This is a genomic window from Pseudactinotalea sp. HY158 (assembly GCF_009660225.1).
Classification (GTDB): domain Bacteria; phylum Actinomycetota; class Actinomycetes; order Actinomycetales; family Beutenbergiaceae; genus HY158.
The window spans coordinates 2,341,610-2,364,538 of record NZ_CP045920.1 but is presented as its reverse complement, the minus strand read 5'-3'; the positions used below and the strand labels follow the sequence as shown (position 1 = coordinate 2,364,538).

Here is a 22,929-nt window from a genome sequence, read left to right as displayed (position 1 = left end):
TCCCCGGGGCGCGGAGGCGAGGGTCGCGCGCCGGTTCAGTCGCCCAGCTGCGCGCCGTAGGCCTCCTGGGCCACCTCGGTGCCACCGGCATCGAAGGTGCGGCGCGTCCCCGTGGGTCCGAAGCCCGCCGCGGTGAAGAATCCGATCCGGCCCTCGTTGCCGACCGGGATCCAGGTGCGCAGCCCGGTCGCGCCGGTCTGACGCAGGATGTCGGCGCAGGCCGCGAGCAGCCGGGAGCCGTGCCCGGCGCGGGCATGATCCGGGTCGACCTCGAGGGCGACGATCTCACCGGTTTCCTCGTCGGCGGGCGCCAGGGCCGCGAAGCCGACCACGGTGGCGCCCTCGCAGGCGGTGAGCATGCGGTGCTTGGCGGACGGGGGCGAGGCGATCGCCGCCGCCCACGCGGAGGAGAAGGCCGCGGCGTCCACGAGCTCCTCCGCGCTCGCCGGAACCCTGCCGTCGGCGAGCCATGCGGCCGCCTGGATGCGACCGAGCAGCGGGGCGTCCTCGTCGACGGAGGGACGCACGCTCGCGTCGGCGGTCAGGTCATGGCTGTGCCCGTGAGAATGCGACATGCCGCCCAGCCTATGCGGGCGCGGTACCGTTGTGTCCATGTCCACCCCCTCGCGCAGCTTCGGTTCGGTCGCCGTGGCCATGGTCACGCCCATGTTCCCCGACGGGTCGATCGACTACGAGTCCGCGCGCCGCCTCGCCCGCCACCTCGTCGACACCGGCTGCGATGCGGTGCTCGTGAGCGGCACGACGGGCGAGTCGCCCACGACCCACACCCCGGAGAAGGACGAGCTCATCCGGGTCGTCGTGGACGAGGTCGGCGCCGAGGCGATGGTCATCGCGGGCGCCAGCTCGAACGACACCGCGCACGCGGCCCGCATCGCCCAGGCCGCCGAGGCGGCCGGCGCCCACGGGCTGCTCGTGGTCTCGCCCTACTACAACCGGCCCTCCCAGGAGGGCGTCTTCAGGCACATCCGCGACATCGTCGAGTCCACGGCGCTGCCGGCGATGGTCTACGACATCCCGGGCCGCACCGGCGTCGCGATCGGCGACCGGTGCCTCGACCGGCTGGCGGAGGTACCCCAGATCAAGGCCGTCAAGGACGCCACCGGCAACGTGGCCGCCGGCTTCGACCGGATGCGCCGCACCGGCCTCGAGTTCTATTCCGGGGACGACGCCCTCAACCTCGCCTGGCTCGTCCACGGCGCCTCCGGCGTCGTGTCGGTCACAGGCCACCTCGTCGCCGGGGAGTACCGGCGCATGGTCCAGGCCACCGACGCCGGCGATCTCGACGAGGCCCGCAACCTCTCCGCCCAGCTGTCCCCGGTCTGCGATGCGATCATGGGGGGCGGGCAGGGAGCCGTCATGGCCAAGGCCGCCCTCACCCTGCAGGGCCGGATCACCCACGCGAGCGTGCGCTCGCCCCTCGTTGAGGCCGGCGCCGAGGAGATCGAGCAGCTGCGCTTCGACCTCGAGCGCCTCGGCCTGCTCGACTGATCAGTCAACCACTGGAGAATACATGTCTCACCCGCACCCCGGTCTCGGGCTGCCCGCGCCGCTGCCGGAGAACGGCCTGCGCATCATCGCCCTCGGCGGGCTCGGGGAGGTCGGCCGGAACATGGCCGTCTTCGAGCACCGCGGCCGGCTGCTCATCGTCGACTGCGGGGTGCTCTTCCCCGAGGACACCCAGCCCGGCGTCGACCTCATCCTGCCGGACTTCTCGATCATCGAGGACCGCCTCGACGACGTCGAGGCGATCGTGCTCACCCACGGCCACGAGGACCACATCGGCGCCGTGCCCTACCTGCTGCGCCTGCGCCGCGACATCCCGCTCGTGGGCTCCAAGCTCACGCTCGCCTTCATCGAGGCCAAGCTCAAGGAGCACCGCATCACGCCGGTGACCAAGCTCGTGACCGAGGGGCAGCGGCACTCCTTCGGCACGTTCGACTGCGAGTTCATCGCGGTCAACCACTCGATCCCGGATGCGCTCGCCGTGGCGATCCGCACCCCGGCCGGCACCGTGCTGCACACCGGCGACTTCAAGATGGACCAGCTTCCGCTCGATCGGCGCATCACCGACCTGCGCGCGTTCGCCCGCCTGGGGGAGGAGGGCGTCGACCTGTTCATGCCCGACTCGACCAACGCCGAGGTGCCCGGCTTCACCGTGGCCGAGCGTGAGATCGGGCCCGTGCTCGACCGCGTGTTCGAGCAGGCCGCCGGCCGGCTCGTGGTCGCCTCCTTCGCCTCCCATGTGCACCGCGTGCAGCAGGTCCTCGACACCGCCTACACCCACGGCCGCCGCGTGGCGCTCGTGGGCCGGTCGATGGTGCGCAACATGGGCATCGCGGCCGACCTCGGGTACCTCACCGTGCCGGAGGGGGTGCTCATCGACCTGAAGAAGGTCGGCGACCTGCCCGACGACCGGGTGGTGCTCATGTCCACCGGTTCGCAGGGGGAGCCGATGGCCGCCCTGAGCCGGATGGCGAACCGCGATCACAAGGTCTCGATCGGCCCCGGCGACACCGTGGTGCTCGCCTCCTCCCTCATCCCCGGCAACGAGAACGCGGTGTTCCGGGTCATCAACGGCCTCACCCGCCTCGGCGCGAAGGTCGTGCACCAGTCGAACGCCCGCGTGCACGTCTCCGGGCACGCCTCGGCCGGCGAGTTGCTCTACTGCTACAACATCATCCGGCCGAAGAACGTCATGCCCGTCCACGGCGAGATCCGCCACCTCGTGGCCAACGGTGCGCTCGCGGTCCAGAGCGGCCTCGCCCCCGAGCGGGTCGTGCTCGCCGAGGACGGCGTCGTGGTCGACCTGATCGACGGGGTGGCCCGCATCGCCGGCGCCGTGCCCTGCGGCTACGTCTACGTCGATGGCTCCTCCATCGGCGGCGTGACCGAGGACCAGCTCAAGGACCGCCGGATCCTCTCCGAGGAGGGCTTCCTCTCGGTGTTCGCGGTGGTCGAGGCCGCCACGGGCACGATCGTGTCCGGGCCGCAGCTGCACGCCCGCGGCTTCGCCGAGGACGAGGGCAAGCTCCAGTCGATCGTGCCCGACATCGAGGCCGCCCTCGTGGCCGCCATGGCCGAGGGAACCGTGGACACCCATGAGCTCCAGCAGGCCGTCCGCCGCGTGGTCGGGCGCTGGACCGGGCGCCGGCTCCGTCGCCGCCCGATGATCATCCCCGTGGTCGTCGCCGTCTGAGGTTCCGCGACCCGCGACCGAACCGCGGCTCCCCACGGCGCCGTCGGGCGTATGGACGACGCCCGCGCGCCGTGGGCGCGGGTGTGTCACTCACGTGTCGGGTGGGCGCCGTCTGGTTGACTGAACTCTCACGGGTGTCTTCTCGCGCCCGGTAGGAGGAAGAGACTCATGGCACCCCGCACGAAGCCGACCTCCGGCCGCGGTAGCAAGCCGGCCGGTCGCCCACCCGCTCGCCGGCCCGAACCGGAGCCGGAGGAGCCGTCGCTGCCCGTGCGGATGGTCAAGGGCACGTGGCTGGGCATCGCGCACCTGATCGGCGGCACGGCCCGCAGTATCGGAACAGGAGCACGCAACTTGGATCCCGCACATCGCCGGGACGGCCTCGCCTTCCTCATCCTCGCCCTCGCGATCGTCGTCGCGGTGCGGGAGTGGTTCGGGATCTCCGGGGCCGCCGGCGACGTGATCCACGCGGCCGTGGCGGGCGCCGTCGGCATCCTCGCGGTCATCGTTCCGGCGCTGCTCGTGTTCATGGCGGTCCGGCTCATGCGCCATCCCGACCGTGGGCACGTGAACGTGCGCATCACGATCGGACTGCTCGCGCTCACGACCGCGATCTGCGGTCTCATCGCCGTCGGCTCCGGCCTGCCCACGCCCACGGAATGGGACGCGGTCTTCGCCGCCGGAGGACTCCTCGGCCTGGCCGTGGCCAATCCGCTCTCGATGCTGCTGTCCACCTGGGTCGCGGTGCCCGTGCTCGTGCTGCTCGGGACCTTCGGGATCCTCGTGACCACCGCCACGCCCGTCGCGGCGATCCCGCGCCGGCTGCGCCAGTTCGGCGACTGGGTCCAGGGCAGGGAGCCCGCCGGCGCCGCGGGGTCCGACCACTCCGGTGACCCGAGCGACCCGAGTGACCCGCACGCGCCCACACCGGCCACGCGTGACGGCGCGCCCGCAGCGAGAGGCAAGCGACGTCGTCCTCGATCGACGGGCGCGGCCCGAGCCGGCGACGAGGCGTTCGCCCACCCCCACGACGTGGCAGCCGAGGGCGAGGTGGCCGACCCGTCCGGAGACCCGTCCCACCCGGACGACGTGTACGACGTCTACGAGGAACACGACCATGCGACCGGGGCGACCGGCGCGACCGGCGGGGCCGGGCACACGAAGGTCATGGACCCGGACGCGACCACGCTCCTCGGGGCGGACGGGTCCGAGGCGGTCGAGACCGAGAACCTGAGCGCCCCGCCGACCGAGCCGCTGCCGGCGCGGGCAGAGCAGCTCGAACTCGCCCCCGACCTCATCTACAACCTCCCCACCGACGAGATGCTCGTGAGCGGGCCCCCGCACAAGCTGCGCTCGGCGGCGAACGACCGCGTGGTCGAGGCGCTCACCACCGTGTTCACGGAGTTCTCGGTCGACGCCGAGGTCACCGGCTTCACCCGCGGCCCCACGGTCACCCGCTACGAGGTCGAGCTCGGCCCCGGGGTCAAGGTCGAGCGGATCACCGCCCTGACCAAGAACATCGCCTACGCCGTGGCGAGCGCCGACGTGCGCATCCTCTCGCCCATCCCCGGCAAGAAGGCGATCGGGATCGAGATCCCCAACACCGACCGCGAGACCGTCGTGCTCGGTGACGTGCTGCGCTCCTCGGTCGCGCGCCGGAACGAGCACCCGCTCGTGGTCGGCGTGGGCAAGGACGTCGAGGGCGGCTACGTCGTGGCGAACCTGTCGAAGATGCCGCACCTGCTCGTGGCCGGGGCGACCGGCTCGGGCAAGTCGAGCTTCGTCAACTCGATGATCACCTCGATCCTCATGCGCACGACCCCGGAGGAGGTGCGGATGGTGCTCGTCGACCCCAAGCGGGTGGAACTGACGATCTACGAGGGCATCCCGCACCTGATCACGCCGATCATCACGAACCCGAAGAAGGCGGCCGAGGCGCTCGAATGGGTCGTGCGCGAGATGGACCTGCGCTACGACGACCTGGCCGCGTACGGCTACAAGCACATCGACGACTTCAACGCCGGCGTGCGTTCGGGCAAGGTCCAGCCGCTGCCCGGCAGCGAGCGCAAGATCGCCCCGTATCCGTACCTGCTCGTGATCGTCGACGAGCTCGCCGACCTCATGATGGTCGCCCCGCGCGACGTCGAGGCCTCGATCCAGCGGATCACCCAGCTCGCGCGGGCCGCCGGGATCCACCTCGTGCTCGCGACCCAGCGCCCGTCCGTGGACGTCGTGACCGGGCTCATCAAGGCGAACGTGCCCTCCCGGCTCGCGTTCGCCACGAGTTCGCTCGCGGACTCCCGGGTCGTGCTCGACCAGCCCGGCGCCGAGAAGCTCATCGGCCAGGGCGACGCGCTGTTCCTGCCCATGGGCGCCTCGAAGCCGATGCGGGTGCAGGGCGCCTGGGTCGGGGAGTCGGAGATCCACGGCGTGGTCGAGCACGTCAAGTCCCAGCTTCAGCCGGTCTACCGCGACGACGTCGTGCCCACCGCCGCGAAGAAGCAGATCGACGAGGACATCGGCGACGACCTCGACGTGCTGCTGCAGGCGGCCGAGCTCGTGGTCACCTCCCAGTTCGGTTCCACCTCGATGCTCCAGCGCAAGCTGCGGGTCGGCTTCGCCAAGGCCGGCCGGCTCATGGACCTGCTCGAGTCCCGCGAGATCGTCGGCCCCTCCGAGGGCTCGAAGGCCCGCGACGTGCTCGTGACCCCCGAGGACCTGCCCGGCGTGCTCGCCCTGCTGCGGGGGGAGACCCCGCCCGGCGATGGTGCCCGGGATGCCCACGACCCGGACAGCGGCGGCGACGCCTACGGCGACGACGATTGGGAGGACGAGGAGGGCGCCGAGTCCGAGGACGCCTGGGAGTTGACGGGCCGCTGAGGGCCCGGAGGTCCGAGCACCCGCGCTCAGCGCGTCGGCGGGCTATCGTCGAGGCCGTGCGCCGCATCCTCCCGAGCCTGGCCGCCCTCGCGGCGGCCGCCACGCTGTGCGCCGTGTTCACCGGGTGCGGCGGCGCGGGCGGGACCGCCTGCACGGAGATCGGGGCGCGCGCCGGAGTCCACCCCGGCTGCGCCCGCCCGACCGACCTCAGCCGGCGCGCGGCACGACGACGGGCGGCTCGCCGGTCGGCTCGGGCGGCGTGGTGAGCAGCGGGAAGTCCGCGCCGGCGGAGTTCTCCATGATCGACTCCACCCGGGCCATCCGGTCCTCGAGGGTCGCGCGGGAGAGGGTGAGTGCCGCAGGGGCCTCGCCCTCGAGGAGTCCGGGCAGGGGATAGGCCCGCTGGTTCCCGAGCCGGTCGACGGTCATCGGCGTCCACTCCATGCCGGTGACCCGCGCCGGGCCGTCCGCGGGCTTGGTCACGGTCGCCGTCATGAACAGCCCCGTAGCGGTCTCGGGGATGCAGCAGTTCGAATCCTGATTCGAGATGAAGTTCCCCAGGGAATAGGCGACCCACATCCCGTCGCCGCCGGGGCCTCCCGGGAGCTTGGCCATCGGCTGGGGCACGTGCGGGTGGTTCCCGATGATCAGGTCGATCGCGCCGGAGGCGGCGAGCTTCTCGGTGAGCGCCTCCTGCTCGGGGTTCTGCCGGAGCTGATACTCCAGGCCCCAGTGGAGGCTCGCCACGACGAGGTCGGCGCCGTTCTCGCGGGCCGTCTCAGCCTGGGCGATCAACTGGTCGGCGTCGAGGAGGGTGACGAGCCAGGGCTGGTCGGGTGGGATCGGCAGCCCGTTCGTGCCGTAGGTCGCCGCGATCTGCGCGACCCGGATCTGCTGGCCGGCCCGCTCCAGGTCGTAGTACTGGGGGGTGGCCGCCTCCTGGGCCGAGCGGGCGCTGCCCGCGTGCCCGAGGCCCTCGGAGTCGAACACGTCGAGGGTGTACATCGCGTTGTCCGCGCCGCGGTCGATCGTGTGATTGGTGGCGGTGGCGCAGCCGTCCCAACCGAGGCCGGCCAGATTCGCGACGATCTGCATCGGCGCCCCGAACAGCGGGTAGCCGCTCGGGCGCTCCCCGGGCATCGACAGCGGCACCTCCATGTTGCACAGCGCCAGGTCGACCCCCTCGCTCCACTCGCGGGTCGCCTCGAGCATCGGCGTGAAGTCGTAGTCGTCGCCGCCGGTGTGCGCAACCCGGATCGGCGTGTCGTGCGGGAGCACGTCGCCGACCGCGCCGATCGTGAACACGGCATCCGGCGCGGGTGTGGGGCTCGGGGTCTCGGTCGGGGACGACGCCCCCTCGCTCGGCGCGTCGGTGGGGGACGCCCCCTCACTTGGCGCCGCACCGGTGAGGCCGCCGGGACCGTCGGCGTCGTTCCAGGGCTGCCAGGTCGCCGTCGCGGTGACGAGGGCGACGAGGATCGCCAGGCACGTGAGCAACAGCCATCGGGCGGGACGGCGAGTGGTCGGCGGCGTGGAGTGTGCGGGCACCCGCACAGTGTAGGCGGCGGCCCCGGCCCGAGGCCCGCGGGGTGGGCGGGGCCATCGCCGCGCGCGACCGATAGGCTGGTGAGGTGAGGACAACGAATGACGACGCCGCCCCGCGGGTGAGCTTTGTGTGGAACCTGCCCAATATCCTCACGCTCGCGCGCGTCGCGCTCGTGCCGGTCTTCATCGTGCTGCTCGTGCAGCAGACCATCGCCGCGCGGCTGTGGGCGTTCGGGGTGTTCGTGCTCGCCTCGCTCACCGATCGCTATGACGGCCACCTCGCCCGCAAGTACAACAAGGTGACGGCGTTCGGCACCCTCGCCGACACGATCGCCGACAAGTTCCTCACCGGGGCCGCGTTCATCCTGCTCTCCTGGCTCGATGCGATCCCATGGTGGGTGACGATCGTCATCCTCGTACGCGAGGTCGGAATCACGCTGCTCAAGCTGCTCATGGTCTCCCACGAGGTGATCTCCGCCAGCGCCGGCGGCCGTCTCAAGATGGTGCTGCAGATCGCCGGGATCTGCGTGCTGCTCGTTCCCTGGGCGGACCTCGTCGGGGCACGGATCGGCGACTGGATCGTGCTGCTCGGCCAGATCGTCATCTATCTCGCGCTCGTGCTCACGGTGCTCACCGGCATCGACTACCTGGTCAAGGCTCGGCGAACGACCCGTGGCATCCGCGACTGACATCGCCTCGGCCCGGCTGGTCCACCTCGCCCGCGAGCGGGGGGTGAGCCTCGCGGTGGCCGAGTCCCTCACCGGCGGGGCCGTCACGGCCGCCCTCGTGTCCCAGCCGGGCGCCTCGCGCGTGCTGCTCGGGGGAATCGTCTCCTACACGAACGAGATGAAGATCGCCCTGCTCGGGGTGCCGGCCCGCCTGCTCGCCGACCACGGCAGTGTCGACTCCCGGGTCGCGCTCGCGATGGCGGCCGGGGCACGCCGGGTCACCGGGGCCGACGTCGGTCTCGCGACGACCGGGGTGGCCGGGCCGGGAGCGCACGACGGCAAGCCCGTGGGCACCGTCTACGTGGCCGTGTGCGACGACACCGGTGAGCGGCTCGAGGGGTTCTCGTTCAGCGGCGACCGCGATCAGATCAGGGAGCAGGCGAGCCTCGCCGCGCTCGACCTCGCGCTCGAGCACCTTGCCGGCTGAGGGCCGGCCGCGGGCGGACTGAGGGCGGACTGAACGCCGGGAGCGGGCACAGGGAGCCGGGAACAAACGACTCCGGCGGCGTGTTGTGCCGGGTGATGAACTCGAATGACCTGACGACCAGCCCGCAGCGCCCGGCCCGACACTCTCCCGCCCATGCCCGGCGGTCGCCCGCCCGGATCCTCGGCAGGCGGGACGGTCTCACCTCCGCAACGATCCGCCCGACAGATGCACCGGCCGTCGGTGGTGCACGGTACGGTAGTACCAAGCAGTCACTCACCCGGAAGGAGGAACCCACCATGATCGTGCTTCGCCACCAGATCGGCGACGTTCTCCGTGGTGTCCGCCAGCGTCAAGGGCGCACACTACGCGAGGTCTCCTCCTCGGCTCAGGTCTCACTGGGATATCTTTCGGAAGTGGAACGCGGCCAGAAGGAGGCCTCCTCCGAACTGTTGTACTCGATCAGCTCGGCGCTGGACATCCCGCTCTCGCTCGTGCTCCGAGAGGTGTCCGACCGGGTCGCCCTCATCGAGGGCATCGCGATCCCGGACACGATCCCCGCGGACCTGACCGAACGCGACGAACTCGCCGCCGTCTAGAACCGGCAGCATCGAACAGCACCTCGGCCCGCCGGCCCAGCCGGCGGGCCGGCGTGTGTCACGAGCACGCCGGCGGGCCGGGGTGTGCTGAGCCGGCCGGCCGGAGGCTTTGCGTGAGCTGGGTGGGCTGGAAGTGCCGTGGTCGGGTCGGGGGACCCGGGTCGCGCGTGCCGGCAGTCAGTCCGGCAGTCAGTCCGGCTGGCAGGCGGGGCAGTAGTAGCCGGGCCGGTCCGGCAGCGCGCGAGCGGCCTCGGCGGCGACGGTCGACGGCCGGACCCCGGCCACCGCGATCGGTGCGCCGCACCGCCGGCACGGGCGCCCGGCCCGGCCGTGCACATGGGTCATCTCCCCGGGCCGCGTGCTCCCGGTCGCGGTGAGGGCCGGTGCATCGGCGCTGCGGCGCATGAGGGCCGCCGCCGTCGCATAGAGGCGGTCGAGCCCGGGCACGGCCGAGACCGGACGCCACGGGTTGATCCGGCACACCCACAACGACTCGGCCAGGTAGATCGTGCCGATCCCGGCCGCGACGCGCTGGTCGAGCAGCACCTCCCCGATCGGGCGGTCACCCTCCCGGCGCGCCCGCCGAGCGACGTCGGCGAGGTCGACGCGTGGGTCGAGCAGGTCCGGGCCGAGGTGCCCGAGCAGGGATCCCTCACCGGCGGTGGGCACGAGGTCGCACATCCCGAGCAGCGTGCCGATGCAGGTCCAGCGCGCATTCGCCAGGACCACCCGGATATCGGCGTTCCCGAGGCGCTGGGGTGGGTCGGCGGTGCGGCGCACGTGCCAGCTGCCGTCCATGCGCAGATGAGTGTGGAGCGTGCGGCCGTCGTCGAGCCGGAGGAGCAGGTGCTTGCCGTAGCTCACGCATTCGGTCACGCCCGCCCCGGCGAGATCCCTCGCGCCCAGGGTGGGCCAGCGCAGCTCCCCGCGAACGAGCACCCGGCCGGCCAGCGCCTCCTCCAGCCGGCGCGCGACCCGCCGCAGCACGTCCCCCTCAGGCATCGACGCACCCGCCCGCCGACTCCAGTCCCGATCCGGGCCCCGATCCCGCGCCCGGGCCGCTCGCGGCCGTCGTCTCGGCCGCGGGGGACACCGATTCCGGCCTGCTCATGGCCCCCCGCAGCCGCAGCCCGCGCGGATGCGGCACGAACCCGGCGCCCCGGAGCGCGGCGGTGGCGGCCGCGCCGGTCAGGGCGGCCGCGCCGTCGATCGTGGTGAGGGTGATCCGGCCCAGCCGGCCCGCGCGGATCGCCTCGGCGAGCGCGTCGGCGGCGATCGCCAGTACACCCGGCTCCGTGGTGAACGTCAGCAGGGAGCGGCCGCCGCGCTCGAGGTAGAACACGAGCCGGCCGGCCACGAGGGCGACGCACGCGCCGATCTTCCGGCCCGGACGGTGGCCGCCCGGGCCGCATGCCTCGGGCCAGGCGAGCGCGGCGCCGTAGGCCTGCGCCGGGTCCGTGGCGGCGAGCACGAGCCCGGACGGCGGGCCGGGCGCCGGGGCGGCGGCGGCGCGGAGGCGTTCGACCGCCTCGGGCAGCGCGAACTGCGCGGCGCCGAGACCCTCGACGAAGTATCCACGCCGCACCTGCCCCGACTCCTCCGCGCGGGCGAGCACCCGGTAGACCGACCCGAAACCGCCGGGCAGTCCCTCGGGCACCGAGCCGCGCAGCACCACCCCGTCCCGGTCCACCAGCGCGAGCGAGCGGCCGAGGATCCGGGCGGTGGCCTCGCCCGCGCCCGGAACGAGCGACCAGCGTCCGCTCAGGTGCGGCGCGGTGGTCGACGGGGCGTCGATCCGCCGGCGGGCCCGCATCGATCGCAGCCCGGAGCGGGCCCGCGGTGCCCGAGTGGCCCGGGTGGCACGGGTGGCCGGAGCGGCCAGGGTGGCCGGATGGGCGGACCCGCCGAGGCGGGCGCGCAGCGGCGCGAGGGAGTCGTTGCTCAGGAAGCCGGCCCACGCGAGCTCCCAGATCGCCTCCGCGAACTCGGCCGGCGTCGGCGGGGGGAGCGGCGGCGCCGTCGCGCCCGCCCGTGCCGCGACCTCGGGCGCCAGTTCGCGGGCGAATCGGCCGACTCCGGCCGGCCGGGCGGCGAAGATCTCGAGAATCCACCGGGCCGGCTGCGAGAGCTCGGTGATCTCGACCCGCCGATCGGGTGCGAGATCGGCCACCGCGTCGGCCGGGACGAGCGCGACCCAGCCTTCCAGGCCCGTGGCACTCGCCCCGGCCCCGATCCAGACGACCTCCCCGCTCGTGGTCAGCTCGTCGAGGTACTCGGGCCGGTAGTCGACCACCCGCGCCGGGAGCACGAGCGACTCCAGCGCGCTCGCCGCCACCGGGGTGCCGGCGAGGGTCTCGACCGCGGCCGCCACGCCGTCGACGCCCCGCAGCCGGCCGACCTCGTGCCAGCCCGGGAGGAAACCCGCGAACACCTCCGGCGGCACGGGCTCGACGTCGGCCCGCAGCGCCGCGAGGGAGCGCCGGCGGATCCGGCGAAGCACGTCGACGTCGCAGTAGTCCGGGCCGGGCATCCGGGCGCGGCGGGCGCCGGCGCTCGGCGACGCAGGTCGCCGCTCGTCAGGGAGCCGGCGGCCACGAGGGCCGCCAGCGCCGCCATGACCGCGCCGAGCCCGATCCCGTACGCCGCGGCCACCTCGCCCCCGCGGAACGGGCCGTGGGTGCGAGCGAACCGGCGCACCAGCTCGAGCAGCGCCTCGGGATTCGCCCGCGTGAACGGCTCGGGCACCCCCGGCGGGAGGGCGACGCCGAGCCCGTCACGCAACCGGGCGGCGTCCTCGATCACCGCCCACGCCTCCCGGCCGGCGACGCGCACCCGCAGGACGCGCCGCGACCGCTCGAGGTCGTCCAGCCAGGCGGGCACGCCCCCGGGCTCCGCGGCCCGCTGCGCCAGGCCGTCCCCGCTCCGGCCCGGCGAGCCGGAGCACGTCGACGAGCTGCTCGGCGGAGGTGATCCGCCACGCCTCGGTGCGCAGCCCCACCTCCGCCTCGACCGAGGCGATCGCCTCCGGATCGAGCAGGTCGGCCAGGCCGCCGGGGCCGCCGAACCCGTCACCGAGCAGGTCGGAGAGCAGGCCCGGGTCGAGGGTGAGGGCCGCCGCGCGACGCTCGGCGAGCGGGGCGTCGCCGTCGTAGACGAACTGGGCCACGTACCCGAACAGCAGCGACTTCGCGAACGGTGAGGGCGCGGCGGTCTCGACCTCGACGACCCGGACCCGGCGCTGCCGCACCGCCGTCATGAGCTCGACGAGCGCGGCGACGTCGAAGTCGTCACTCAGGCACTCCCGGACCGCCTCGAGCATGACCGGGAACTGCGGGAATCCGGCCGCCACGGCCAGCAGCTGGGCCGCGCGCTGCCGCTGCTGCCACAGGGGCCGGCGCCGATCCGGACGCCGCCGCGGCAACAGCAGGGAGCGGGCGGCGGCCTCGCGGAACCGGGCCGCGAAATGGGCCGACCCGCCGAGCGCGTCGACCACGAGCGAGCGGACCTCCTCCGGCTCGAGCAGCAGCTCCTCCAGCTCGACCCGTGCCCCGCCTCCCGGTCTACCTGGGCCGCCCGGGCCACTGAGGCCGCCCGAGTCATCCGCGCCCACATCGGTGCCGGTCGGGAGGGCGAGCGGGTCGAACGGGTCGATCGCCTCCTCGGTGTCCGGCAGCCGCAGCACGATCCCGTCGTCGGTGTGCATCGCCGCCACGTCCCCGAACCGCTCGCGCAGCCGGGCCGCGAGCACGATCGCCCACGGCGCGTGAACCTGAGCGCCCCAGGGGGAGTGGATGACGATCCGCCAATCGCCCAGCTCGTCGCGGAACCGCTCCACCACGAGCACCTCGTGGGTGGCCAGCCTCGTCGCGCTCGCCCGCTGCTCGCGCAGGTAGGCGAGCAGGTTCGCACTCGCCCACTCGTCCAGCCCCCAGCCGGCGATCGCGGCGGGATCGAAGTCGGCCTCCTCCAGCTCCGCCAGCCGCTCGCCGAGGGCCCGGCCCAGCTCCGCGGGGCGGGCCGGGGAGTCGCCGCGCCAGAACGGCAGCCGGCCCGGCAGCCCGGGGGCGGGGGAGACGAGCACGCGGTCCGGGGTGATCTCCTCGATCCGCCACGTCGAGGACCCGAGGGTGAACGTGTCGCCGGCGCGCGACTCGTAGACCATCTCCTCGTCGAGTTCACCCACCCGCTTGCCGCCCCGGGCCGCGGCGCCGCCCTCGCCGGCGACGTAGACCCCGTAGAGCCCCCGGTCCGGGATCGTCCCGCCGCTCGTGGTCGCGAGCCGCTGCGCGCCCGGCCGGCCGGTGAGCGTATCGCTCACCCGGTCCCACACCACGCGCGGTCGCAGTTCGGCGAACTCCTCGCTCGGGTACCTGCCCGAGAGCATGTCCACGACGGCGACGAGGGTCGCCTCGGTCAGGGTGTGGAACGGGTCGGCCCGGCGCGCGAGCTCGGCCAGCTCGGACATCGTCACGGGGTCGAGGGCGGTGATCGCGACGATGTGCTGGGCGAGCACGTCGAGCGGGTTGCTCAGCACGTGACTGCGTTCGATCAGGCCGGCGCGGGCACGCAGGCAGGTGGTGGCCGCGGCGAGCAGCTCGCCGCGGTGGGTCGGGATGACGACCCCGCGGGAGGCCTCACCCACCTGGTGCCCGGCCCGACCGATCCGCTGGAGCGTGCTCGCCACGCTCGGGGGCGCCCCGACCTGCACCACGAGGTCGACGCTGCCCATGTCGATCCCGAGCTCGAGGGAACTCGTGGCCACGACCGCGGGCAGGGTGCCCTGCTTCAGGGCGGTCTCGATCGCGGTCCGTTCGCTGCGGCTCATCGACCCGTGGTGGGCGCGGGCCAACACGCGGGCCGCGGGGACCGGGAGAGCCGTGCCCGCCTGGCCGGGGAGCTGGGCCGCCCAGGTCGAGCCCGCCGAGCCCGTCGAGCCCGCTGAGCCCGCCGCGCCCGCGTCGACGTCGCCCACGCCCGCCCGCGCGGCCGCCTCCTCGTTGATGCGGGCCGTGAGACGTTCGGCGCCGCGCCGGGAGTTCGCGAACACGATCGTGGACCGGTGTGCGGTGATGAGGTCGACGAGCCGGGAGGTGACATGCGGCCAGATCGACCCGGGTTCGCGCCGGGCGCCGGCCGCGTCACCACTCAGGTCGGCGCCCGGGCCCGAGTCTTGGCCGATCACCGGGCCGATCACCGGGCCGATCGCCGGGCCGATCGCCGGGCCGATCGCCGGGCCGATCGCCCGGCCGGTCGGTGGCCCGGTCGTCGGCGCGGCGGCGAGGTCGGTCAGGTCGGGGACCGGAACGGCGATGTCGATCTCCACCTGCGGCCCCTGACCGGGCGCGATCACGCGGACGTCCCGGCCGCCGTCGGCCCGGTCGCGGTGGCCGGCGAGGAAGGCGGCCACGTCGCCCGGCGGGCGCACCGTGGCCGACAGCCCGATCCGCTGCGCCGGCCGCTCGAGCAGGAGGTCGAGCCGCTCGAGGGAGAGGGCCAGGTGGGCGCCCCGCTTCGTGCCGGCGAGCACGTGGATCTCGTCGACGATGACGGTGCGCACCCCGCGCAACCCCGCCCGCGCCCCGGAGGTGAGCATGAGGAACAGGGACTCTGGCGTGGTGATGAGGATGTCCGGCGGCCGCGTGGCCATCGAGCGCCGTTCGGAGGCGGGGGTGTCGCCGGTGCGGACCCCGACGCGGAGGTCTCCCGCCGCGCCGGTCGCGGGGCCGAGCGCGCGCATCCCCGCCAGCGGCGCCCGGAGGTTGCGCTCGATGTCCGCCGCGAGCGCCTTGAGCGGCGAGACGTACAGCACGCGGCATCGCAGCGCCGGCTCGGGCGTCGGCTCCGTGGCGAGCCGGTCGAGCGCCCAGAAGAATGCCGCGAGGGTCTTGCCCGAGCCCGTCGGGGCGACGACGAGCGCGTGATCGCCCGAGGAGACGGCCTCCCACGTGCCCGCCTGGGCCGGGGTGGGCTCCGGGAACGCACCGGTGAACCAGGCACGGGCGACCGGGCTGAACCCGGCCAGCGCATCCGAGGAGTTCACGCACCCATTGTGCCGACAGCCTCCGACATTCGCACGGGTGCGCGATCCCTCCGACGCACGTTCTCACACGCCGATGCGTGCCCGCACAGATGACCTCGCCGCCGGACGTGATCGAACCTGACGGTGCGTGTGACATCGTGAGCACAAGGCGTTAACATCAGATGTCTGCGGGTGGGGTGCCGTCGTGGCGACCCGCTGCTCGACTCACGATGGAGTGCACATGAATCACTGCGACAGGCCCGCACCGATGCGATCGGCCCACCAGGGACGCCCGCGACGTCGGCGTCGCGGCGGGACATTCGTCGCGGCGACCGGAGCCCTCGGCCTCCTCGCCGCGATGACGAGCTTCGCGGCCATCGGACCGGCGAGCGCGGCCCCGACCGACGACCTGAACATCGGCTTCGCCGGCTCGCTCGTCGACACGACGGGCTACACGACCCAGGGCGAGGAACGGATGCGCGGCGTCGTCCACCGGATCGACGGCGCGGAGGAGCAGCTCGCGACCGGGGGAGTCCGGCTCGACGGCGGCGCCCAGGGCATCGCGTTCGAGGCCGCCGACTTCACGCTGACCGGCGGCGCGGGCAACGCCGGCACGACCGGCTTCGTGGCCGAGGTCGAGTTCACGCCCGCCGGCTGGGGCGACATGTCCACCGTGCTCTCCGCGGGCGGAAACCTGTTCGTGCGCTCGGAGAACGGCCGGCTCGCCTACGGCTTCGACTCGCAGAACCCCGGCGGCGGTTGGTCCAAGCACCGCAACCAGGCGGACCTGCCCGCCATCGGGGAGGAGCACGCCCTCTCCGTGCGCTACGAGGCCGACGGTGCCGGCTCGGCCACCCTCGAGCTCTGGCTCGACGGTGAGCCGCTGCCGACGGTCACCGCGGACGGCCAGGTGGCCGTCAACGCCGCCCTCGTCGACACCTTCGGGTTCGGCAACGAGGTCCACCCCGCCGGCGGCGACCGCGGCATCGCCGGAACCCTGTCGCGGGTGCGGGTCGTCGGCGACTCGGACGCCGACGAGCCGTTCGAGTTCCAGCCCACCCCCCTCGCCACGGACCTGCTCGACCTCGGCTTCGACGGGACCCTCGCCGGTACCGAGTACGAGCCCGCGGCGGGCGACGTGCTTGACGGCGCCCTCGCCGTGCGCTCGGGAACCCAGATCTCCGGCGGCGCACTGGTCACCTCCGCGCCGACCCACGGCGCCGACTTCACCGCGACCGAGGACCCGTTCGGGGCCACCGCGCTCGACGCCGGCTTCGTGACCGAGATCGAGTTCACGCCGAACGGGGAGCAGGCCGAGCTCGGCACGGTGCTCGCCGTCGGCGGCAACTTCTTCGCACGCTTCCAGAACGGCCGGTTCCGTTACGGCTTCTCCTCGAACGCGAGCGGCTCCTGGCAGGACTACGTGCAGGACGTGCCCGCCCCGGCCGCGGGCGAAAGCCACGTGCTCTCCCTCGCCTACGACACGGATGCGGACGGCGTCACGCTCGTCGCGTGGCTCGACGGCGACGAACTTCCGCAGGTGAGCGCGCCTGCGCCGTCCACACGCAGTAGCGGCGCCGAGGCGACGCTCGCCGTCGGCAACGAATTCGCCGGACAGGCTCCGGAGCGTGCCTTCGCCGGCGAGATCGAGCGCGTGCGATTCGCGCTGCTCACCGGCCCGTTCGAGGGCCGCGCGTTCACCTACCAGCAGCTCGACGCGACCGTGTGCGACCCGATCGACGACCTCGAACCCGGCAACTACATCTCGGTCGGCCCGAACGAATGCGCCGAGAACATCATCGGCAAGGCGAACCTCGTGCGCCCGACCACCGAGCAGCTCGACTGGCAGGAACTCGGGCTCACCGCGTTCATCCACTTCGGCATCAACACGTTCTACAACCAGGAATGGGGCCACGGCACCGAGGACCCGGCCCGCTTCGACCCGACCGGTGAGCTCGACGTGGACCAGTGGGTCCAGACCCTGCGCGACACCGGGCATCGCCTCGCGATCCTCGTGGTCAAGCACCACGACGGCTTCCTCTCCTTCCCCTCGCGCTACAGCGACTACTCGGTGGCCTCGACCCCGTGGCAAAACGGAGAGGGCGACATCCTGCGCGACTTCGTGACCGCGGCCCACACGTACGGAATGCAGGTCGGGGTCTACATGTCGCCGGCCGACTCGAATCAGGAGATCGAGGGCACCTTCGGCAACGGGTCGGCCACGACGGAACGGACCATCCCGACCCTCGTCGAGGGCGACGACCGCGCCGGCGAGGACCTGCCCACCTTCACGTACGAGGCGACCGACTACGGCGAGTACTTCCTCAACACGCTCTACGAGGTGCTCACCCAGTACGGCCCCATCGACGAGGTGTGGTTCGACGGCGCCCAGGGCAACACCGCCAAGCACGAGACCTACGACTACCCGGCGTTCTACGACATGATCGGCGAGCTCCAGCCGGACGCCGTCGTGGCCGTCGGCGGCCGGGACGTGCGCTGGGTCGGGACCGAGGCCGGATGGGCGCGGAACGACGAATGGGCCGTCGTGCCCATCTCGAACCCGGCGGACGGCGGCAAGATCGGCCTCGTGGGAACGAGCGGCAACATGGACCAGGCGCTCGGATCACGCGCCCAGATCGAGGCGGCCGCGCGCGCCGGCGCCGACGCCCTGCACTGGTGGCCCACCGAGGCCGACATGAAGCTGACCCAGGGATGGTTCGCGCACCCGAACGACGCGCCGAAGAGCGGCCAGGCCCTGCTCGGGCACTACCTGGAGACGACGGGCCGCAACTCGCTCATGCTCCTCAACACGCCGCCGACGACCACCGGCACCTTCGCACCCGCCTCCGAGGACGCCCTCGCGGACTTCGCGGCGGAGCGGCGCCGCTCGTTCACCCTCGACCACGCCCTCGGCGTGCAGGCGAGCGCGGACGGCGAGGCGACGGCGGCCATCACCGACGGCAACTCCCGCAGCTCCTGGCTCAGCGGCGACGACACCCCCGAGGTCACCCTCGACCTGGGCGCGCCGGAGCGGGTCGACTACGTTGGCCTGAGCGAGGATGCGCTCCGCGGCGGGCAGGTCGTCGAGGGCGTGCGCGTCGACGCCCGGATCGACGGCGCCTGGACCGAGGTCGGCAGCGCCGGGGTCGTCGGCGTGCAGCGGATCATCGACCTGGACGAGCCCGTGACCGCCCAGGAGTTCCGGATCACGATCACCCGGGCGCGCGGCCCGGTCGCCCTCGCCTCGATCAACCTGTGGGAGCGTCTCGACGCCGATCCGGGCAAGCTGACCGAGGTGCACCTCGACCCGAGCGCTCCGGTGGCCGGCGACGGTTCCGCCGAGCGGCCGTTCAACCACCTCGAGCAGTTCCGGCGCGCGGAGCTCGCCCCCGGTGCGAGTGTCGTGCTCCACGGTGGAACGGCGGAGGACGCCGACGTGCCCTTCTGGGGCTACGGCACCGATGACGCCCCGATCACCGTGACCGTGGCCGACGGGGACGGGGCGCCCACCTTCGGGGATCGAACGGCCGCCGACGTCTTCGGCCCGCTCACCGCGCAGGGCTGGGTACTCGACCTCGAGACCGGCGGCGACGGATCGGACGGCGGGTCGGATGGCTCCGACGGCGGCTCCGGCGGTTCGGACGGCTCCGATGGTGGCTCCGATGGTTCGGATGGCTCCGATGGCGGTTCCGATGGTTCGGATGGCTCCGATGGCGGTTCCGATGGTTCGGACGGCTCCGATGGCGGTTCCGATGGTTCGGACGGCTCCGGTGCTTCGGATGCTGGTTCTGACGGCGGGTCGGACGGTTCTGATGGTTCCGACGGCAGTGCCGGCAGTGCCGGTGGTGCCGACGGTTCTGACAGCGGTTCGGACGGGCCCGATGGCACCGATGGCTCCGACGCAGGCGCCGGCAGCGACGAGGACGCGGACGCCGAGGGATCTGGCCCCGGCTCGGGGTCGGGCGACGGTTCCGACGGTGCCGATGACGCGAACGTGGGCGCCTCCGGCGCCTCGGACGCGGGTGCGAACCCGGGCTCCGGGGGCACTCCCACCGGGGCCCTGCCGAGCACGGGCGCTGCGCCGATCGGCCTGGTCGCCGGGGCCTTGGCTCTGCTCCTCGGGGCGGCGGCCCTGCTGACCCGGCGAGCCGCCCGTCGCTGACGGTGCGACCTGGGTGCTCTCGACACGACGTGGTCGGCTTGAGTGCACCCACGTCCGTCGTGGGCTGGAGCTGGGTGGTCTGGACACGACGTGGTCGGCTTGAGGTCACCCAGCTCCGTACGGGCTTGGAGCTGGGTGGTCTGGACACGACCTGATCGGCTTGAGGCCACCCAGGTCGCCCCGGGAGGTGCGGTGTCCGGCCACGAGCCGTGCCCGGACACCGGTGGGAGAGTCGTTACCCTGGGGGCGTGAAGCACTCGGAGTTCGCCGGCGCCGTGGAGGCCACGTTCGGCAGCTACGGCGCGAGCGTGCGCGCGGATCTCGTGCTCTCTGCGCTCGGCGGGCGCACGCCCGATGAGGCGCTCGCGGACGGCGCCGCACCCCAACGCGTCTGGGATGCGATGTGCGACGCCCTCGACCTGGGCGAGGCGCAGCGTTTCCCGCATCGGCGGGGTCACCGCCGCGCCTGAGACCACACGGCGAGGGCGCCGGTGCGATGACCCGCACCGGCGCCCTCGCCGTTCTCCTGGACCGGCCGGCCGTCAGGCCGCCAGGTGTCGCCTGCGCGCCAGCACGACTGCGGCACCGGCTGCCAGCAGGAGCGCCCCGAGGCCGATGAGGCCGCCCGCCTGGCCGCCGGGTGCCCCGGTCGTGGCCAGGTCTCCCGGCGGCGTCGCCCCGTCCGAAGTGTCCGTGCCGTGCGAAGCATCTGCGCCGTCCGGACTATCCGAGGCATCCGGCCCGCCCGTGTCGGTCGGGGACGGCCCGCCGGTGTCCGAGGGGGAGGGCTCGCCGGTGTCGGTCGGGGACGGGCTCGGCTGGGCAGCGATGACCTCGAAGGTGGCGTCGGCGCGGACCGTCGGGTCGTTCGCCTCCGGATCGGCGGGGACGACGCGCACCTCGTACGTCCCCGCCGTCGCGTCCGCGGGGACATCGACGGCCACGACGGCGCGACCGTGCTCGTCCGTGGTGAACGTGGCCGAGCCGAACTCCGTCGTCGCCGTGTAGGCGGTGCCACGCACGAGGCCGGTCACATCGAAGGCGGTCGTGTCCCCGGCCTCGACGTCGCCGGTGATCAGTTCCGGCGTGGGCCGGAACCGGGCGTCCACCATGCATTCGTCGCCGGTGATCACGTTCGAGTGCACGTCCTTGGTCGGCACGCCCTCCGCGCCCGGTATGTCCGCCGGCACCACGAGGGTGTCGACGTAGGCGTTCGCGATCTGCGTGGCGCACTCGGAGCCGCCGTAGGAGGTGTGGCTGTAGCCGGCCACCGTGAGGAGCGTGGCGCCCATCGCGGCGGCGGCCACCACGCCGTTGTCGTACGGTGTCGCCGAGTCGTACGTGGTGGAGACGACCAGCACGTTCGGCATCGCCTCGAGGGTCTCGCCGGCGGGCAGCGTGAACTGTTCCTCGTAGTAGGTGCACCAGTCCTCGACGGGCGCCATTCCGCGCTCGGGATGGCCGTTCGTGCGGGGATCGGTGAACGGCGCCGCCGCATAGTAGCCCTCGAGGTCGGCGATGATGCCGGCCGTGTCCTCGTTGTAGCCCGGCGGGGTGCCGGCGTCGGTGCACCAGATCGACGGGAACGCGGCCAGGTCGAGCGAGTAGGAGCCGTCGGGGCCACGGCCCGCATACGCGTCCGAGAGGATCATCATCCAGTCCTCGTTGCCCTCGACGGCGTCGGTCGCCTCGAGCAGGCCGGAGTTGAGGTAGCCCCAGTAGGCCTCGGTGTACATCGCCATGAGCGTGCCCTGGTTGAAGTCCGCGAAGCTCAGCGGCCGCGGGCCCCCGATCGAGCTGGAATACGTCTGGGCGCCCCAGGCCGCCCGGGCGATGTCGCGGTACCGCTCGAGCAGGGCGGGAACCGTGTTGTCGGGCGTTGCTCCGTCCGGGACGTCGTCGGTGCCCTGATACAGGGCGCACTCGAACGTCTCGGTGGTGCCCGCTTCGTCGACGACGACCTCCTGGCCCTCCATGCCCGCGCACCAGGCGAGGAACTGCTCGAACGTCGCCTGGAAGCCCGCGATCTGAGCGGTCGCGCCGTCCTGCCCGATCGACTTCGCGTACTCGGAGTATTTCGCGAGCTCGTCGGGGTTGTTCTCGAGCACATTGACGACGCCGTCGATCACCATCGCGCGGATGTTGTCCGGGAACTGGCGGGCGTACTCGTAGCCGATCGACGTGCCGTAGGAGAAGCCGATGTAGTTGAGCTTGTCGTCGCCGAGGACGCTGCGCAGCAGGTCGAGATCCTTGACGACGTTCACGGTTCCCGAGGCGCCGATGAGGGCACGGCCGTCGATCCCGAACGGCGCGCCGGTGTTCTCGTAGCACTCGTCGGTGTTGTACTCCAGGATGGCGTTGAGTTCGCTCGCAGCCAGGCCGTCGGACCCCTCCCGTTGCCGGTCCCAGGCGTCGTTCGACTGGCAGCGGATCATCGGAACGGAGGCACCGACGCCGCGCGGGTCGATCCCGACCGTGTCGAAGTCCTCGGCCAGGCCCGCGAACATCCCACTGCCGGCGAGCGCCAGGCCTGGGCTGCCCGGGCCGCCCGGGTCGGTGAACACGGCCCCTCGGCTCTCGCCGGTCGCGTTCGCGCGGGCGACCGCGAGGGCGATCGTGTCCCCGCCCGGGTCGGCGTAGTCGAGGGGGGCGATGACGTAGGCGCACTCGTCGGCCCCGCCGGTGGCGCCGAAGCCCGCGCAGGAGCCCCACACGACCTGCTGGTCGTAGAACTCCTCGAGCCCGTCCGGCACGGTGCCGGCGCCCTCGCCGCCCGGAGCCGGCCGCGGGATCGTGTACTCGTCGTCTCCGGTGGCGAATCGCTCCGCCGCCGGGGCGATGCCGTACCCCTGGGGATCGGGCACGATCGCCTCGAAGTCGGTCGGGTCCGGAACGGGAAGGGCCGAGGGGAGCGGAGCGCTCGCGCGTGCGGCGAACGACCGGATCACCCGTTCGACCTCGTCGGAGCTCGCATCGGGGGCGAGCAGGTCGCCCGCGGGTCCGGGGATCAGAGCGCCGTCCGGCTCGGGTAGCGGTGGCGGTGGTAGCGGATCGGCGGCCGCCGGCCCGGCCGTCAGGAGGGTCGCCACCAGTGCGGCGGCACTGAGAACGGCTGTGCGTTGTCCCCATCGTGGCATCGTGAGCTGACCTCATCATCTTCTCGTGGGCACCCCGGAGGGTCGTCGCATCGGTGCGACACTCCGAGGGTAGCGGGCTCATGGTGCTCGATGGGTGCAGAACCCGACGGGTGGTGCCCGTATCCCGGCGTGTCGGATCCTCGCATTCGAACGTCCGTGCGGTTAGGCTGTGGACTGTGAGGACGACGCGGCTCCGTCCACAGTTCGGGTCGGTGCTG

Annotated in this window: 12 protein-coding genes and 1 pseudogene; 8 read left to right on the top strand and 5 right to left on the bottom strand. The window is 73.1% G+C overall.

The features are described from left to right. Positions 1-35: 35 nt before the first annotated feature. A complete protein-coding gene (locus GCE65_RS10400) occupies positions 36-575 on the bottom strand; it encodes a GNAT family N-acetyltransferase (RefSeq protein WP_152818361.1) in 540 nt (179 codons plus the stop codon). A gap of 37 nt (positions 576-612) precedes the next feature. Between GCE65_RS10400 and dapA the strand changes: the two genes are divergently transcribed. The 3 genes from dapA to GCE65_RS10385 all read left to right on the top strand — a co-directional run bounded on the left by dapA (position 613) and on the right by GCE65_RS10385 (position 6,097). Beyond that, a complete protein-coding gene (dapA, locus tag GCE65_RS10395) occupies positions 613-1,509 on the top strand; it encodes a 4-hydroxy-tetrahydrodipicolinate synthase (RefSeq protein WP_152818360.1) in 897 nt (298 codons plus the stop codon). A gap of 22 nt (positions 1,510-1,531) precedes the next feature. Next, on the top strand, positions 1,532-3,217 hold the full coding sequence (locus tag GCE65_RS10390; RefSeq protein ID WP_152818359.1) for a ribonuclease J: 1,686 nt from the start codon (positions 1,532-1,534) through the stop codon (positions 3,215-3,217). Between the two features lie 168 nt (positions 3,218-3,385). Continuing rightward, the gene (locus tag GCE65_RS10385; protein ID WP_370460107.1) at positions 3,386-6,097 is read left to right on the top strand and encodes a DNA translocase FtsK 4TM domain-containing protein; all 2,712 of its coding nucleotides are present in this window, start codon (positions 3,386-3,388) and stop codon (positions 6,095-6,097) included. Positions 6,098-6,304: 207 nt separating this feature from the next. On the opposite strand, the gene GCE65_RS10380 is transcribed toward GCE65_RS10385, so the two are convergent. Further along, complete coding sequence (locus GCE65_RS10380; protein WP_194928674.1) at positions 6,305-7,645, bottom strand: CapA family protein; 1,341 nt, start codon at positions 7,643-7,645, stop codon at positions 6,305-6,307. Positions 7,646-7,728: 83 nt separating this feature from the next. On the opposite strand from GCE65_RS10380, the gene pgsA reads away from it, so the two are divergent. The 3 genes from pgsA to GCE65_RS10365 all read left to right on the top strand — a co-directional run bounded on the left by pgsA (position 7,729) and on the right by GCE65_RS10365 (position 9,393). Further along, complete coding sequence (gene pgsA / locus GCE65_RS10375) at positions 7,729-8,331, top strand: CDP-diacylglycerol--glycerol-3-phosphate 3-phosphatidyltransferase (protein WP_153878335.1); 603 nt, start codon at positions 7,729-7,731, stop codon at positions 8,329-8,331. Further along, positions 8,315-8,797 (top strand): CinA family protein, encoded by a 483-nt coding sequence (locus tag GCE65_RS10370; RefSeq protein WP_153878334.1) that lies wholly within the window; start codon positions 8,315-8,317, stop codon positions 8,795-8,797. Before pgsA ends, GCE65_RS10370 begins: the two co-directional genes overlap by 17 nt. 296 nt (positions 8,798-9,093) lie before the next feature. Next, complete coding sequence (locus tag GCE65_RS10365; RefSeq protein ID WP_152818357.1) at positions 9,094-9,393, top strand: helix-turn-helix domain-containing protein; 300 nt, start codon at positions 9,094-9,096, stop codon at positions 9,391-9,393. A 189-nt stretch (positions 9,394-9,582) separates the two neighbouring features. Here the strand turns inward: GCE65_RS10365 and GCE65_RS10360 are convergent, their stop codons facing one another. Both GCE65_RS10360 and GCE65_RS16635 read right to left on the bottom strand, forming a co-directional pair. After that, positions 9,583-10,395 carry an Fpg/Nei family DNA glycosylase gene (locus GCE65_RS10360; protein WP_153878333.1) on the bottom strand — a complete coding sequence of 271 codons (813 nt, stop codon included), beginning with the start codon at positions 10,393-10,395 and terminating at the stop codon, positions 9,583-9,585. Continuing rightward, positions 10,388-15,433, bottom strand: a pseudogene (locus tag GCE65_RS16635) (DEAD/DEAH box helicase). The gene GCE65_RS10360 and the pseudogene GCE65_RS16635 overlap by 8 nt, the downstream one beginning before the upstream one ends. A gap of 220 nt (positions 15,434-15,653) precedes the next feature. Between GCE65_RS16635 and GCE65_RS10345 the strand changes: the two are divergent. Both GCE65_RS10345 and GCE65_RS10340 read left to right on the top strand, forming a co-directional pair. Beyond that, a complete protein-coding gene (locus GCE65_RS10345) occupies positions 15,654-19,574 on the top strand; it encodes an alpha-L-fucosidase (RefSeq protein WP_153878330.1) in 3,921 nt (1,306 codons plus the stop codon). A 248-nt stretch (positions 19,575-19,822) separates the two neighbouring features. Then, positions 19,823-20,044 carry a DUF3046 domain-containing protein gene (locus tag GCE65_RS10340; RefSeq protein WP_153878329.1) on the top strand — a complete coding sequence of 74 codons (222 nt, stop codon included), beginning with the start codon at positions 19,823-19,825 and terminating at the stop codon, positions 20,042-20,044. Positions 20,045-20,116: 72 nt separating this feature from the next. Here GCE65_RS10340 and GCE65_RS10335 read toward each other — a convergent pair whose 3' ends face one another. Further along, positions 20,117-22,663: an alpha/beta fold hydrolase gene (locus tag GCE65_RS10335; protein WP_153878328.1), complete on the bottom strand. Its 2,547-nt coding sequence runs from the start codon at positions 22,661-22,663 to the stop codon at positions 20,117-20,119. Between the last annotated feature and the right edge of the window lie 266 nt (positions 22,664-22,929).